The sequence below is a fragment of the Ruegeria sp. AG6 genome, from assembly GCF_056541565.1.
In genome coordinates this window covers 164,934-180,347 of the sequence record NZ_JBQFYQ010000006.1, presented here as the reverse complement: position 1 = coordinate 180,347, position 15,414 = coordinate 164,934, and the positions used below count along the sequence as shown (strand labels likewise).

The window sequence follows — 15,414 nt, the reverse complement described above, 5'->3', positions numbered from 1 at the left end:
AACCTCTCCCCTGTTTGCAGGTACTGGTCAGACTTGCTTTGCCGACCTATGACCATTACGCAAAACAGCACCAAACGGATCAACTATAGGTAAGTACTGTGTCGCCGGATTTAACCTTGGTTCTGGGCGGGGCCGCGTCGGGCAAGTCGGTTTTCGCCGAAGAACTGGTTGTTTCTCAGGGGAAAAGCCGAGTTTACCTTGCGACATCACAAGTGTTTGATGACGAGATGCGCCAGAAGATTGAGCGCCATCTTGAACAGCGCGGCGACGGTTGGACCACGGTTGAAGAACCCTTCGACCCGGGGCCGGTTCTGGCCACGTTGTCGCCCGATCAGATTTGCCTGATTGACTGCGCCACCATGTGGCTGAGCAACCACCTGCTGGCCGAAACCGATCTGGAAGCGGCACAAACCGCCCTGCTTGACGCCCTTCGTGCATGCCCTGCGCAAATCGTGATCGTCTCGAACGAAGTTGGCCACGGCATTGTCCCGGACAACGCCCTGGCCCGCCGGTTTCGCGAAGCACAGGGGCGGCTGAACATCGCGCTTGCAGCGCAGGCCGATCTGGTGGTGCAGATCACTGTCGGGTTGCCCTTGGTTCTGAAAGGGCAAATGCCGTGATGCGCCTTCACCTTGTTCGACACGGGCCGACACATGCGAAAACCATGGTCGGCTGGTCCGACCTGCCCGCTGACCTTAGCGATACAGCCGCACTGAAACGTCTGCACGACCATTTGCCGCCCAAGGCGCTTGTGATCTCGTCCGATCTGTCACGGGCGGTTGACACCGCCACGGCCATACAAGGTCAACGTCAACGCCTTCCCCATAAACCGGGCTTGCGGGAAATCCATTTTGGCGACTGGGAGTTGCGCGGATTTGCCGAAATCGAAGCCGAAGACCCGGAACTGGCCTTTTCATATTGGGACAACCCCGGCGATGTCCGCGCTCCGAAAGGTGAAAGCTGGAACGACGTCCGCAATCGGGTTGATGCGGCGATCGACACGCTTGTTTCAGCACATTCAGGCCGCGATCTAATCATCGTCGCGCATTTCGGCGTTATCCTCACGCAAGTGCAGCGCGCCCTTGATCTGGACGGACAACAGACCTTTTCACACCGAATCGACAACCTGTCGGTAACGGATATCCTGATCGACGCAGGCAGGTGGTCCGTCGGTACGATCAATCACCTTCCGTGAACAGACCCCACACAAATCACTGTTTTACCGGGTTGCGAACCTGCGGCATCGTCTGCGTATGACATATGATTTGTATATCGGCGACCGCCTCTTCTCCAGCTGGTCAATGCGTGGCTGGTTGATGCTTGAGAAATTCAACCTTCCCTACAGAAGCCACATGATTGGCCTGTATTCGGGCACCATGGCACAGGATATGGAGCCCTTGGCCCCAGCGCGACTTGTGCCTGCCCTGCGCCTGCCGGAAGGAACTGTGGTGGGCGAAAGCCTGGCCATGGCTGAAACCCTGGCCGAGCGCCACCCTGATGCCGGCTTGTGGCCATCAGATCCCGCCGCCCGGGCAACCGCCCGCTGGCTATGCGCCGAGATGGTGGCAGGGTTTGGTGCCTTGCGGGATGAATGCCCGATGCAATTGCTGCACGTCTGGCAGGGTTTCGACCCCTCAGATGAAACACTGGCAGATCTGGCACGCATCGAAATACTCTGGGACCATGCACGCAAAGTGTCCGGTGCGGGACAAGGCCCGTTGTTCGGCGCGTATTCGCTGGCGGACGTGTTTTACACACCTGTCGCAGCGCGGATCATCGGATATGGGCTGCCAGTTTCCAAGGCGAACCGGACCTATTGCCTGGACCTGTTGTCAGACCCCGCCGTCAGACAATGGCGCGCAATGGGCCTGACTGTCAGATACGACCCTTTTACCTATCGTCAGGATTTGCCGTCCAAGCCCTGGCCGATCGGAGGGGTTTCAACCGCCAAGCCGGTCTCCGGCCCGTCAATCAACCAAGTTTGCCCGTATTCCGGCAAACCCGTTGCGGAATTTCTGGAGTTGGATGGAAAATGCTGGGGCTTCTGCAATCCATTCTGCCGCGACAAAACAATTGCCGATCCCGACGCGTGGCCAAAATTCGCTGCATTGCGCGCAACCGTTAACGACTCTTAAACCACAATCATGGCAGCAACACCCTGTTAACCAAGAACAGGACTGCCATGGTCGCCCGCGCCCACACTGTTGCCTTTCACGGCGTCGAAGCCCGCCCGGTCGAGGTGCAATGTGCCGTATCGCCCGGCTTGCCGGCCTTTTCCATCGTTGGCCTTCCCGACAAAGCCGTGTCCGAAGCCCGCGACCGTGTCCGCAGCGCGCTGAGTGCGATGGCCATCGCTCTGCCGTCGAAACGAATTACGATCAACCTGTCTCCTGCGGATCTGCCCAAGGAAGGCAGCCATTTCGACCTGCCCATCGCAGTCGCGCTGTTATCGGCACTCGAGGTCATCCCAGCCGATGCCGCCGAAGGAACAGTTGCACTGGGAGAGTTGTCGCTTGATGGATCTCTGGTGCCTGTCGTCGGCGCCCTGCCCGCGGCCATGACGGCCGCGTCAGAGGATCGCATGTTGCTGTGTCCCAAAGCCTCCAGCGCCGAGGCTGCATGGGTCGACGCCACTCAGGTTATCGGCGCGGGTTCCCTGGGCGATGTTGTCCGCCATTTCTCGGGACAGTGCCCTTTGCCGGCGGCACAACCCGGCGAGGTGAATCTGGCGCCCAGCGTGCGGGATCTGCGCGATGTAAAGGGGCAGGAACGCGCCAAGCGCGCTTTGGAAATCGCGGCAGCCGGGCGTCACCATCTGATCATGATCGGCACGCCGGGGTCGGGCAAATCCATGCTGGCCGCACGGCTTCCGGGCATCTTGCCACCGCTGACCGCAGTCGAAGCGTTGGAAACTTCGATGATCCAGTCCCTGTGCGGGTTGCTGGATGAAGGCGGCATCAACCGCACGCGTCCATTTCGGGAACCGCATCATACGGCCTCGATGGCAGCCATTGTCGGCGGGGGCAAAGGTGCCAAGCCCGGTGAGATCTCATTGGCGCATAACGGCGTGCTGTTCATGGATGAGTTCGCCGAATTTCCCCGTACGGTTCTGGAGACCCTGCGCCAGCCAATAGAATCCGGAGAAGTCATGGTGGCGCGTGCCAATGCCCACGTGAAATACCCCTGCCGTTTCATGCTGGTGGCCGCCGCGAACCCGTGCAAATGCGGCTACCTGACGGATCCATCGCGCGCCTGCTCTCGCGCACCCGGCTGCGGCGAGGATTATCTGAACCGTATCTCGGGGCCCCTGATGGACAGGTTCGACCTGCGGATCGAAGTTCCGCCTGTGGGCTTCACCGATCTTGATCTGCCCCCATCCGGCGACAGCTCGGCGACAGTTGCCGCGCGGGTTGAAAACGCCCGCGCCATACAGGCAGAGCGGTTTCGGGGAATGCCGGACCTGCGTCAGAATTCCGACGCCGAAGGCAAAGTTCTGGAACAGATCGCAACACCCGATGCAGAAGGAAAAGCCGTTTTGCTGAAGGCCGCAGATCGGTTCGGCCTATCGGCGCGTGCCTTTCATCGGATCCTGAGGGTGGCGCGGACGATCGCCGATCTGGACGGTTCAGCCGACATCCGCAGGCCACATGTTGCAGAGGCGCTGAGCTTTCGCATCAGCGCCCGGGTCATGGCTTAGATCTTGGCTTCAATCGCCTGCCAGATCTTCTCGGCGATGTTCACGCCGTCGAACCGTTCCAGCTCTTGAATGCCGGTGGGCGAGGTCACGTTGATTTCGGTGAGATAGTCGCCAATGATGTCGATCCCGACAAAAATCTGACCTTTTTCTTTCAGCAGCGGTCCGATGGCGGCGCAGATCTCCAGATCACGCTGTGACAACCCGATCTTTTCCGGGCGTCCGCCCACATGCATGTTTGACCGCGTTTCGCCCGCGGCTGGCACCCGGTTGATTGCGCCAACCGGTTCACCGTCCACGAGGATCACCCGCTTGTCGCCATTGCTGACATCCGGCAGGAACTTTTGCACGATCAGAGGCTCGCGCGAGAACCCCGTGAACAGCTCGTGCAGAGAGGTCAGGTTGCGGTCATTGGCATCCAGTCGGAACACGCCCGCACCGCCATTGCCATAAAGCGGCTTTAGGATGATATCGCCGTGCTTTTCCTTGAACGCCTTGATCGTTTTTATGTCACGGGCAATCGTTGTCGGCGGCGTCAGGTCAGGGAAATCCAAAACCAGCAGTTTTTCAGGATAGTTCCGCACCCAGAACGGGTCGTTGACCACCAGCGTTTGCCCTTTCAGGCGGTCCAGCAGATGGGTGGACGTGATGTAATGCATGTCAAAGGGTGGATCCTGACGCAGCCAGACCACGTCGAAATCGGCCAGGTCAACTTCACGTTCGGGGCTCAGAATCGCCGGATCGCCGAAGACCCGCTGCACGGTCATGTCATGGCCGCGCGCCGTGATACGACCTTCCTGATAGGCCAGCTGATCCGGCCCATAGAAAAACAACGAATGACCGCGCGCCTGCGCCTCCTCCGCCAGACGGAATGAGCTGTCGGCGTTGATGTCCACGGCCCCGATCGGGTCCATTTGAAAGGCGATTTTCATGTCGTGTCCCTCAGTTTCACGCAAGATACATGGCCCAGCAGGCCTGAGGGTTCAATGGGGCTTAGGCGTGACCGAAGGCGTTTTCGATGATTTGAACCGCGCCAGTGCCATCTACCAGTGCCGCGTCAAATCGGACATTGGTCAATTGCCCACCCGGTTCGTTTTCCAGGTATTGCGCGGCCGAGGCACAGATTCGGTCAATTTGTCTTTGACTGATCCGGGCTGCAGCTTTTTCGAAACTGGAGCTTTTCTTGACCTCGATGAACACGAGCCCGTCGCCATCCCGCACAATCAGATCGATTTCACCACCGGCACCCCGCCACCGGCGATGCGCAATTGCAAAACCCCGGCGCTCATAGTCCGAGGCGACCCGAAGCTCGGCCGACTGCCCCGCCTGATAGGAAACCGAGCCCTGAATTGCACGCCGCCCCATGTCATCCCTTTCCCAGTTTCAGAGCTTTCTGGTAAATCGGACGGCGCGGCAGATCATACATTTCTGACACAAGATCCGCTGCGTCCCGAACCGAGTGGGTTTCCAAAGCTCGCTTCAAAGCCTCTTCTACGTCGGATTCGTTGACACTTTGCGAATGACTACGGTCCACCAGCAGAACGATCTCACCCTTGACCGGTTTTTCCTGAATTTCTGCCGCCAGATCGGCCAGTCTTCCACGGCGGATTTCTTCGAACTTTTTCGTCAATTCACGGCACAAGGCCGCCTGACGGTCTGCCCCCAGGCAATCCGCAAGATCTGCAAGGCTGGCCGAGACGCGTTTGGGGGATTCGTAGAACACCAAGGTGCCTGGTATGTTTTTCAAAGCCTCAATCCGGGTCCGGCGTGCGCCCGATGCATTGGGCAAGAAACCTGCGAAGAAGAATGAATCCGTTGGCAGGCCCGCCAGGGTCAGCGCTGTTATTGCGGCGGATGCCCCGGGCGCACAGGTCACCATATGCCCGGCTTCGGCCGCCTGCTTGCCCAGATCATATCCCGGATCAGCGATCAGTGGCATACCCGCCTCGGATGCATAGGCGACAGATTGCCCCTGCGCCAGGGCATCCATAAGTCTGCCACGCGCCCCGGCGCCGCTGTGATCATGGTAGGCCTGGATATGCCGACCCTCCAGCGGGATGCCATGGATTTCCATCAACCGCCGCAGGCTCCGGGTGTCCTCCGCCGCTATCACATCGGCCGAGGCCAGAACATCCAGCGCCCTGAGCGTAATATCGCGCGCGGTTCCGATCGGAGTGGCAACAAAATACAGGCCCGCAGCCAATCTGATCTTTTGGAAATTCAAAGCTGGACCCTCACAGCGTGACGTTTATTATCGCGGCTCAACAGAACAGAAGCATTCACAGCCGCCGGATCAGGGAGTTTTCATTTAGATGTTTACCGTTTGCAAGCCCGTAAGCAAGCTGGCGACAGCCGCCATTGCCCTGACGACCGCAGCGTTTCTGGCCGCTTGTGAGCCCGGCGGCGTTGGGGGTGGCCCTTCGATTGACACGTCGAATCCTGTTCCGGTTGCTTTGCTGGTTCCCCGCTCGGGCGACGCCGCGCTGGCGCAGAGCCTTGAGAATGCGGCCCGTATGGCAATGTCCGATCTGCCTAACGTCAAAATCGACCTGCGTGTTTACGATACGGCAGGAAATCCGACCACGGCGACAGCGGTGGCCCAGCAGGCCGTTGCCGAAGGCGCCAAGATCATTGTCGGCCCTGTTTACGCCCAGGCGGCAAACGCTGCCGGGCTGGCCGTACTGAACAATAACGTGAATGTCCTGTCGTTCTCGAACAACACCAGCATTGCGGGTGGCAATGTATTTGTACTTGGACCGACCTTTGAAAACACCGCCAACCGGCTGGTAAATTATGCGGGCAGGCAAGGCAAAACGAACACGGTTATCGTGCACAGCAATGATGCCGCGGGGCAAGTGGGGCAAGCTGCCATCGCCAATGCACTGGCAAACAGCCGGGTCAACAATGCGGGAACGGTCGGATACGACCGGTCGCAACAGGGTGTTATCAACTCGGTTCCCACCATCAAGGCCACCGTCGATTCGACAGGGGCGGACTCGATTTTCATGACGGCAACGACAGCGGGTGCCTTGCCACTTTTCTCGCAATTGCTGCCTGAGGCCGGCGTTTCTCCGGCGACGACACAATTCATCGGTCTGACCCGTTGGGATATCCCCCCGCAAACGCTGGAGCTGCCAGGCGTGCAAGGGGGATGGTTCGCCCTGCCCGACCCGTCCAAAGCCCAAGCCTATCGTCAACGGTATAACGCGACATATGGAGAAGCGCCTCATCCGATCAGCGGTCTGGCGTATGACGGCATTGCGGCGATTGGTGCTTTGGTCAGCCAGGGCAAATCCGATGCGCTGACCGGTGCTGCCCTGACCCAAAATGCCGGTTTCCAGGGTGTTGGCGGTATCTTCCGCCTCCGCCCGAACGGCACCAATGAACGCGGCCTTGCCGTAGCGACGATTCAGAATAAACAGGTGGTTGTGATTGACCCTGCCCCGCAAAGCTTCTCTGGTGCCGGTTTCTGAGCGATCGGGCGAGACCATGGCGCCGGATGGCGCGCTAATTTGCCCTGCCGAAAACATCTTTGACAGCGTCAGCGTCAATGATGCGCTGGCCGAGGTGTTCGAGACCAGCTCTGACAACAGCAAAATGCGCTCTGAAACAGTGCGCATTCTGCGCGACGCTCAGAAAGCGGGTCGCAAAGCCATCGCCGATGCCTTCAGCGAGCGTCCGTTCGACGCGCGCGCGCTGACCCGCTCCTATACTTACCTGACGGACCAGCTGGTCGGAACCGCGATGCTGGTCTCCAGCACGCGCCTGCATCCGCTTGCGACGCCAACACAAGGTGAAAAGATCGCCGTACTGGCCGTTGGCGGATACGGGCGCGGTGAAATGGCGCCCTCTTCGGATGTCGATCTGCTGTTTCTGACCCCCTATAAAATCACGGCCTGGGCCGAAAGCGTCATCGAATCGATGCTTTATATCCTTTGGGATCTCAGGCTTAAGGTCGGGCATTCCTCGCGCACGATCAAAGACTGCCTTCGGCTGGGCACCGAGGATTTCACGATCCGCACAGCAATGCTTGAACAACGTTATCTGGCGGGTGACAAGGCGCTGGCCGACGAGCTTGAACGGCGCCTGAAAACCGAGCTGTTCAAAGGAACCGAGCGGGAGTTCATCGAAGCCAAACTGAACGAACGAGATGAGCGGCACCTGAAACAGGGAGAACGCTACAAGGTCGAGCCCAACGTGAAAGAGGGCAAAGGGGGGTTGCGCGACCTCCAATCCCTCTACTGGATCGCAAAGTACATCTATGGCGTTCAGGACGTGGCCGAACTTGTGCCTTTGGGTCTGTTCACCCCGGAAGAGTTCAAGACCTTCGTTCAGGCCGAAGAATTTCTTTGGGCCGTTCGTTCGCATTTGCATCTGGTGACGGGTCGCGCCACCGAGCAACTGACCTTTGACATGCAGGTCGAGGTCGCCGCGCGCATGGGCTATGAGGATCACGCCGGTCGCCGGGCGGTCGAGGTGTTCATGCAACGCTATTTCCGCGAAGCCACGCGTGTGGGCGAGTTGACGCGGATTTTTCTGACGAAGCTTGAGGCGCTGCACGTGAAAGGCGCACCATTGCTGGAGCGCATTTTCCGCAGACGCCGGCGGATCAAAGCGGGATACCGGGTTGTTCACGGTCGTCTGGACGTAGCGGACCCTGACAAATTTCTGTCCGACAAGGTAAACCTTCTGCGCCTGTTCGAAGAAGGCTTGCGAACAGGAATGCTGATCCATCCGGATGCCATGCGTCTGGTGGCGGCAAATCTGCATCTGATCGACGACGAAATGCGCAATGACAAAGAGGCGCGGCGCATCTTTCTGGACCTGATGCTGAAACACGGCAACCCAGAGCGTGCCTTGCGGCGGATGAACGAACTGGGTGTGCTGTCAGCCTTCCTGCCCGAGTTCGAGCCCATCGTGGCAATGATGCAGTTTAACATGTACCACAGCTATACGGTGGACGAGCATACCATCCAGTGCATCGTGAACCTGGCCCAGATCGAACGCGGAGAGTTGATTGAATCGCTGCCTCTTGCCTCTTCGATTCTGAAAGGTGGGGTCAATCGCAAGGTGCTGTATGTCGCCCTGTTGCTGCATGATATCGCGAAGGGGCGACCCGAGGATCACTCGATTCTTGGAGCACAGATCGCGCGCAAGGTGGCACCAAGACTGGGCCTGAACAAAGCAGATTCGGAAACGGTCGAATGGCTGGTGCGTTATCACCTGCTGATGTCCGACATGGCACAGAAACGTGACATTTCAGACCCCCGCACAGTGCGCGATTTCGCCAAGGCAGTTCAAACCGTCAAACGGCTGGATCTGTTGACCGTTCTGACCGTCTGCGACATTCGCGGCGTGGGGCCGAACACCTGGAACAACTGGAAAGCCACGCTTTTGCGTGCCCTTCACGCCGAAACCAAGCGCGCGCTGGAGACCGGGATGGAGGACCTCAACCGCGCCAATCGCGGCGCCGAGGCAAAAAAGGCCCTGCGCACCGAACTGGCGGCCTGGTCCAAGGCCGATCTCAAATCCGAGACGGGGCGCCACTATGACCCGTATTGGCAGGGTCTCAATCTGGCCACACATGTCGAGTTTGCGAACATGCTGCGTGCGCTGGAACAAAGCGGCGACCCCGGCGCGATGGAGATCCGCCTGCAACCGGACGAGGATCGCGACGCAACCCGAGCCTGTTTTGCAATGGGCGACCACCCCGGTATCTTTGCCCGCATTGCCGGCGCGCTGGCCCTGGTCGGCGCGAATGTCGTGGATGCGCGCAGCTATACGACCAAAGACGGCTATGTCACCGATGCATTCTGGATTCAGGACGCCGAAGGGCACCCGTTTGAAGCCTCACGCCTGCCACGTCTTACGCAGATGATCCACAAGACGCTGCGCGGCGAAGTGGTTGCGAAGGAGGCGTTGAAATCACGCGACAAGATCAAGAAACGCGAGCGTGCCTTCAACGTTCCAACGCATATCACCTTCGACAATGATGGCTCTGAAATATACACGATCATCGAAGTGGACACCCGCGACCGTCCGGGTCTGCTGTTTGATCTGACCCGGACCCTCGCCGCAGCGAATGTTTACATCGCCAATGCCGTGATCGCGACCTATGGCGAACAGGTGGTCGATACGTTTTACGTCAAGGATATGTTCGGCTTGAAATATCATTCGGAAAACAAGCAACGTGGGCTTGAGGCCAAGCTGCGCAAGGCGATCACCGAAGGCGCCGAGCGTGCGGCCTCATGAAGCAAATCCGTTTGTTTTCAGGCCTGTTTACGGTCGGCTTCTGGACGCTGGCCAGTCGAATACTGGGGTTTCTGCGGGAAATTCTGCTGACCGCCTTCATTGGCCCCGGGCCGGTGATGGATGCTTTCGTCGCGGCCTTTCGCCTGCCGAACATGTTCCGCCGCTTTTTCGCCGAAGGCGCGTTTAACGCGGCTTTTGTGCCCATGTTCTCGAAACGGCTGGAGGCAGACGAGAACCCCCAGGGGTTCGCGCAGGATGCGTTCAATCTGTTGGCCGTGGCCGTTCTGGCGCTGGTCGGGCTGGCCATGGTTTTCATGCCGGGTCTGGTGTGGCTGACGGCCGAAGGGTTCCATGGGGATGAACGTTTCGATCTGGCCGTGGACTACGGCTATGTCGTGTTCCCGTATATCCTTTTCATGTCCTTGGCGGCGTTGTTTTCGGGGGTATTGAACGCCACCGGCAGGTTCGCAGCGGCCGCAGCGGCACCTGTTTTGCTGAACATCTTTGCCTGCACCGCGCTGATCGCCGGGGCCATCTCTGGCGGTGAGGTGATACGATGGCTGATCTCGGTCATTCCGGTCGCCGGCGTCGCACAACTGGTGCTGGTCTGGGTGGCGACCGAGCGTGCCGGTATCCGTATCCGACCCGGCCTGCCCCACCTGACGCCCCATATGCGCCGGATGGTCCGCATCGCGGTTCCCGCCGCCTTGGCCATGGGGGTTACGCAGGTCAATCTGGTGGTCGGACAACTGGTGGCATCAAAGACTGAAAAGGCCGTGAGTTGGCTGTTTGCCGCGGATCGCCTGTACCAACTGCCTTTGGGCGTCGTCGGAATCGCCATTGGCATTGTCCTGCTGCCAGACCTGTCCCGCCGCCTGCGCGTCGACGACAAGGAAGGAGCCCGCAACGCGTTTTCCCGCGCCGGGGAATTTATGCTGCTGTTGACGCTGCCGTCGACCGTGGCGTTCCTGATCATCCCGAACCCGCTGGTTTCGGTGCTGTTCGAACGGGGACAGTTCAGTCCCGAGGATACCGCTGCGACAGCGCTGGCGGTCGCGATTTATGGCATCGGTCTGCCTGCATTCATGCTGCAAAAACTGCTGCAACCCCTTTTCTTTGCGCGCGAGGATACGCGTTCCCCGTTCCGTTATGCGGTGGTCGCAATGGTCGTGAACGCGGCCTTGGCGTTTGGCCTATTTCCGCTGGTGGGTTGGATCGCCCCTGCGATTGCCGCGTCAACTGCCGGCTGGGCCATGGTTGTTCTTCTGGCGATCGGGGCACGTAGCATGGGCGAAGAAGCGCGTTTCGATGACCGTTTCAGGGCACGTGCGGGACGGATCGTTCTGGCCTCGGTCGGCATGGGCGCGGTTTTGTTTGCGTTGATCCACTTCTTGGGTTGGACGCTGGACATTCCCGGCTGGCGCTATCTTGCGCTTTTGGTCCTGATCGTGGTCGCCGCCGTCTCGTATTTCTGTCTTGGTCATGTCCTGGGAGCGTTCAAATTGTCAGAGTTCAAACGCGCCTTGCGCCGGGCCTGATCAATCGCGGCGGATGCGCCCGACGATCCGGGCCCAGGCCCCCGGCGCCACCAGAAATGACATGGCAAAGCCGGTGGCAAACCCGCCCAGATCGGCGACCCATTCCGCGTTTCCGCCGAAGATCAGACCAAACAGGAACTGAATGCCCATCAGAACGGCGATCAGCTGAAACGCCCTCGCCTGATTTGCCCCCACAAGCGACAGTTTGCGCCACAACAACCACGTGAATGCTCCGATCAGGCCATAAACAGGTGGAAACCCTCCGATCAGGGGATAGCGCGGGTCCAGCAAAACGGCATAACTCAACGCGCCGCCAATCCCCGAGACGACGAAGATCAGCAGCATGGGGACACCACCGAAAACCTCACCAACCATTTTTCCCATCGCCAGAACGAAGACACAGACAAAAATCGCCTGCGTAAAGTTGGCGGATACAAAGGGATAGGTCACGAACCGGACCAGATGTTCGAACGGCCAACGCCCGTTCAGCACCATCCAATCGAAAATATCCGCCGAGAAGGCATAGTGCTGTATCGCGTCCAGACGCCAACCCACTGCCGCCGGTCCTCCGATCAAACCGCGCGATCCCAGCGTGAAGGCCAGTTCGACGCCGATGATGAACAGAACCAGCGCCACCACAACGGGCGGCAACGGGTTAACGGCGGGTGTGTAATGCTCACTGCTCATTGGGATGGCCTTTCGCGGCTGTTGACGTCCCTTTGCCTCATGGGTAAGCGACGGAGGCTGATTTTTCCAGACAGGAGTTCCCTTTGATGACCGAGACTCAGTTCACGCCCCGCGTGTTTTCCGGCGCACAGCCTTCGGGTAACCTGCACCTCGGCAATTATCTCGGTGCGCTTCGGAACTGGGTGAGAATGCAAAGCGAGGAATTTGAAACCATCTATTGCATGGTCGATCTTCATGCAATCACGGTCTGGCAAGATCCAATCGAGTTACAGCATGCAACGCGGGAGCTTTGTGCCGGTTACATCGCTTCTGGACTAAACCCCGAAAAATCGATTTTGTTTAATCAAAGCCAAGTGCCGGAACACGCGCAACTGGCTTGGATATTTAACTGTGTTGCTCGTATGGGTTGGATGCAGCGCATGACCCAATGGAAGGACAAGGCCGGCAAGAACCAGCAGAACGCTTCGCTTGGCTTGTTTGCCTATCCTGCTCTGATGGCTGCGGACATTCTAATCTACCACGCAACCCACGTACCGGTCGGCGAAGACCAGAAACAGCATCTTGAGCTGACCCGCGACATCGCCATCAAGTTCAACAACGATTTCGGCGTCGATTTCTTCCCCGTCACCGAGCCAGTGATCGAAGGTGCGGCCACACGTGTCATGAGCCTGAGGGACGGATCCAAGAAGATGTCGAAATCCGACCCTTCTGACATGAGCCGGATCAACCTGACGGATGACGCCGAAGCGATTGCCAAGAAAATCCGCAAAGCCAAGACCGACCCCGATGCTCTGCCGTCAGAAGCCGAAGGGCTCGAGGACCGCCCCGAGGCGCGTAACCTGGTCAATATTTACGCGGCCCTGAACGATCAAACCATCGAACAGGTTCTGTCCGAAGTAGGCGGCAAGCAGTTCGGTGAGTTCAAACCGATGCTGGCCGATCTGGCAGTGGCGAAACTGGCTCCGATCTCGACCGAAATGTCACGTCTGATGGGGGATCAGGCCGAGATTGACCGGATTCTCGCCCGCGGTGCCGAGCGCGCACGTGAAATCGCTGCTCCGATCCTGCAAAAGACCTACGAAATCGTTGGCATGGTCGGCGCCGCATCACGCTGATTGCACTGGACCTTCGCCTGACGCCCTCCTAGGGTTTGCCTGAATCAAAGGAGGGCGTCATGGCAACCGGCACGAACATCCGGACCTATTTTCAAGGCCAATGGCATGAGGGGGACGCACCCATCATGCGCGCGGCGGATCATGGCGCCTGGCTGGGATCTTCGGTCTTTGATGGCGCGCGGTATTTTGACGGGGTGGCCCCGGATCTGGAGGCCCATTGCGCACGGGTGAACCGGTCAGCCGAAGCCTTGATGCTGACGCCGACCATGACGACCGAACAGATGGTCGAGTTGGTACGCGAAGGGTTGCAGGCCTACAGCCCGGACACAGCCGTTTACATTCGTCCGATGTACTGGGGAATCGACGGTGACAGCACGGCAATAGTCCCGCAGGAAAACAGCACCGGTTTTGCCATCTGCCTGGAAGAAATCCCAATGGCCCCCGAAACCGCGTCGGCCACTCTGTCGACCACGCGCTTCCGCCGCCCGGTTCTGGAAAGCGCGGTCGTAAATGCCAAAGCGGGGTGCCTTTACCCCAACAACGCCCGCATGCTGCAAGAGGCACGCTCGAAAGGCTTTTCCAACGCTTTGGTGGCCGATGCGATGGGGCATGTAGCGGAAACGGCGACGGCCAACATCTTTATGGTGAAGGATGGCGAAGTCTTTACACCGATCCCGAACGGAACTTTCCTGGCCGGCATTACCCGGGCCCGGCATATCAAAAACCTGCGCGCGGATGGTGTGAAGGTCCACGAAACGGTTCTGAGCTTCGAGGATTTCCACGAGGCCGACGAGGTCTTCATGTCCGGAAACATGAGCAAGGTCACACCGGTAACTGCGCTGGAGGATACGCAATTTCAGGTGGGTCCTATTGCTCGCCGTGCCCGCGCGCTCTATTGGGATTGGGCTGCAAGCGAACGCTAGCGCAATGCCCCAGGCTTGCCCGAGTTGCCAGCGCGCGATCGGTCGGGCATGATCCCGGAAACCTAAAGAGGATACCCATGCGTAAGTTCCTAGTCGTTCTGGATGACAGCCGCGAATGCCTGAACGCGATGCGGTTTGCCGCAATGCGGGCTGCCCATACCGGAGGTGGTGTGACGGTCCTTTCCGTCATCCCGCCTGACGAGTTCAATCACTGGATCGGTGTGGCCGAAACCATGCGTGAAGAAGCCCGCGAACGTATCCACGCGCATTTCGAAGTGTTTGCCAAATGGATGCGGGACAAACAGAACGTGGAACCTGAACTGGCCATTCGCGAAGGCGATCCCGTGCCAGAGATCATCGAACATGTTCAGTCCGATCCCGAGATTGGTGTTCTTGTTCTTGGGGCGGGGACCGACAAGAAAGGTCCCGGTCCGTTGGTGACTCAACTGACAAAGAACTCGGGTAGCCTGCCGATTCCGATCACGATCGTTCCAGGTAATCTGAGCAAAGAGAAACTGGAAGAAATAACCTGAGGAGCGGCGATGGCGAAGACGATACAGTTCTGGTTCGAATTCGCCTCGACCTATTCCTACCTCAGCGCGATGCGGATCGAAGCGGCCGCGCAAGACAAAGGCGTCGCCATTGAATGGCACTCGTTCCTGTTGGGTCCGATTTTCGCGGAACAGGGATGGCGCACCTCACCTTTCAACCTGTATCCGGCCAAAGGCCGGTACATGTGGCGCGATATGGAACGTCTGTGCAACGCGCGCGGGCTTCCTTTTGCAAAGCCCGATCCTTTTCCGCAGAATTCGCTCAGGGCAGCGCGTCTGGTTCTGGCCATCGAGGATCATCGGGAACGGGCGGCGTTTGTTCGGGCCGTCTTCAGCGCCGAATTCGGCGCCGGGCAGAATATCTCCGAGGACAGCGTTCTGGCCTCCTGCCTCGACGAAGCAGGGGTGCACAGCAGCGTGATGAACCGCGCAGGGGACACGGACATAAAACAGGCCCTGTTTGAACAATCTGCCCGCGCCAAGGCGCTTGGTCTGTTTGGTGCACCAAGTTTTCTGGCCGGGGAAGAGTTGTTCTGGGGCGATGACCGTCTGGATGACGCATTAGAATACTCTTCCACAATTTAGAATCGTTCCAAATCTTGACTTCCCGTGCGCCTGCGCGCATATCAGAAGCACATCAGACGGAGCGCCCTC

Annotated in this window: 15 protein-coding genes; 11 read left to right on the top strand and 4 right to left on the bottom strand. The window is 58.9% G+C overall.

All coding sequences use genetic code 11. The features are described 5' to 3' along the window. The first annotated feature begins 98 nt into the window (after positions 1 to 98). From cobU to ACR0I0_RS14200, 4 genes are read left to right on the top strand one after another with little or no spacing between them, the layout of a single operon-like run. Positions 99 to 620 (top strand): bifunctional adenosylcobinamide kinase/adenosylcobinamide-phosphate guanylyltransferase, encoded by a 522-nt coding sequence (gene cobU / locus ACR0I0_RS14215; RefSeq protein ID WP_209834628.1) that lies wholly within the window; start codon positions 99 to 101, stop codon positions 618 to 620. Beyond that, entirely contained in the window at positions 617 to 1,195 is a 579-nt protein-coding gene (locus ACR0I0_RS14210; protein ID WP_480491930.1) for a histidine phosphatase family protein, read from the top strand. The genes cobU and ACR0I0_RS14210 overlap by 4 nt, the downstream gene beginning before the upstream one ends. Before the next feature lie 58 nt (positions 1,196 to 1,253). Beyond that, complete coding sequence (locus ACR0I0_RS14205; protein ID WP_480491928.1) at positions 1,254 to 2,135, top strand: glutathione S-transferase; 882 nt, start codon at positions 1,254 to 1,256, stop codon at positions 2,133 to 2,135. 47 nt (positions 2,136 to 2,182) lie between these two features. After that, positions 2,183 to 3,697 carry a YifB family Mg chelatase-like AAA ATPase gene (locus tag ACR0I0_RS14200; protein ID WP_480491926.1) on the top strand — a complete coding sequence of 505 codons (1,515 nt, stop codon included), beginning with the start codon at positions 2,183 to 2,185 and terminating at the stop codon, positions 3,695 to 3,697. Here ACR0I0_RS14200 and gshB read toward each other — a convergent pair. The 3 genes from gshB to rsmI form a co-directional block, all read right to left on the bottom strand. After that, the gene (gene gshB, locus ACR0I0_RS14195; RefSeq protein WP_480491924.1) at positions 3,694 to 4,626 is read right to left on the bottom strand and encodes a glutathione synthase; all 933 of its coding nucleotides are present in this window, start codon (positions 4,624 to 4,626) and stop codon (positions 3,694 to 3,696) included. The genes ACR0I0_RS14200 and gshB overlap by 4 nt on opposite strands. A 61-nt stretch (positions 4,627 to 4,687) precedes the next feature. Further along, on the bottom strand, positions 4,688 to 5,059 hold the full coding sequence (locus ACR0I0_RS14190; protein WP_152456873.1) for a YraN family protein: 372 nt from the start codon (positions 5,057 to 5,059) through the stop codon (positions 4,688 to 4,690). A 1-nt stretch (position 5,060) separates the two neighbouring features. Next, positions 5,061 to 5,918, bottom strand: a complete 858-nt coding sequence (rsmI, locus tag ACR0I0_RS14185) for a 16S rRNA (cytidine(1402)-2'-O)-methyltransferase (protein WP_171724252.1) — start codon at positions 5,916 to 5,918, stop codon at positions 5,061 to 5,063. 88 nt (positions 5,919 to 6,006) lie between these two features. Between rsmI and ACR0I0_RS14180 the strand changes: the two genes are divergently transcribed. The 3 genes from ACR0I0_RS14180 to murJ are packed head-to-tail and all read left to right on the top strand — an operon-like array spanning position 6,007 to position 11,484. Beyond that, positions 6,007 to 7,167 (top strand): penicillin-binding protein activator, encoded by a 1,161-nt coding sequence (locus ACR0I0_RS14180; protein WP_480491923.1) that lies wholly within the window; start codon positions 6,007 to 6,009, stop codon positions 7,165 to 7,167. Continuing rightward, complete coding sequence (locus ACR0I0_RS14175) at positions 7,127 to 9,946, top strand: [protein-PII] uridylyltransferase (protein WP_371732237.1); 2,820 nt, start codon at positions 7,127 to 7,129, stop codon at positions 9,944 to 9,946. Before ACR0I0_RS14180 ends, ACR0I0_RS14175 begins: the two co-directional genes overlap by 41 nt. Continuing rightward, positions 9,943 to 11,484, top strand: a complete 1,542-nt coding sequence (murJ, locus tag ACR0I0_RS14170) for a murein biosynthesis integral membrane protein MurJ (protein ID WP_480491921.1) — start codon at positions 9,943 to 9,945, stop codon at positions 11,482 to 11,484. The genes ACR0I0_RS14175 and murJ overlap by 4 nt, the downstream gene beginning before the upstream one ends. On the opposite strand, the gene ACR0I0_RS14165 is transcribed toward murJ, so the two are convergent. After that, the gene (locus tag ACR0I0_RS14165) at positions 11,485 to 12,171 is read right to left on the bottom strand and encodes a rhomboid family intramembrane serine protease (protein ID WP_480491919.1); all 687 of its coding nucleotides are present in this window, start codon (positions 12,169 to 12,171) and stop codon (positions 11,485 to 11,487) included. It lies immediately after the preceding gene. Between the two features lie 86 nt (positions 12,172 to 12,257). Here ACR0I0_RS14165 and trpS point away from each other — a divergent pair, with 86 nt between their 5' ends. From trpS to ACR0I0_RS14145, 4 genes are all read left to right on the top strand, one after another. Then, entirely contained in the window at positions 12,258 to 13,286 is a 1,029-nt protein-coding gene (gene trpS, locus ACR0I0_RS14160; protein ID WP_171641678.1) for a tryptophan--tRNA ligase, read from the top strand. 59 nt (positions 13,287 to 13,345) lie between these two features. Continuing rightward, positions 13,346 to 14,209, top strand: a complete 864-nt coding sequence (locus ACR0I0_RS14155) for a branched-chain amino acid aminotransferase (protein WP_171363579.1) — start codon at positions 13,346 to 13,348, stop codon at positions 14,207 to 14,209. Positions 14,210 to 14,286: 77 nt separating this feature from the next. Then, the gene (locus ACR0I0_RS14150) at positions 14,287 to 14,742 is read left to right on the top strand and encodes a universal stress protein (protein WP_171634880.1); all 456 of its coding nucleotides are present in this window, start codon (positions 14,287 to 14,289) and stop codon (positions 14,740 to 14,742) included. A 9-nt stretch (positions 14,743 to 14,751) separates the two neighbouring features. Further along, the gene (locus ACR0I0_RS14145; protein WP_480491917.1) at positions 14,752 to 15,345 is read left to right on the top strand and encodes a DsbA family protein; all 594 of its coding nucleotides are present in this window, start codon (positions 14,752 to 14,754) and stop codon (positions 15,343 to 15,345) included. Positions 15,346 to 15,414: the final 69 nt, after the last annotated feature.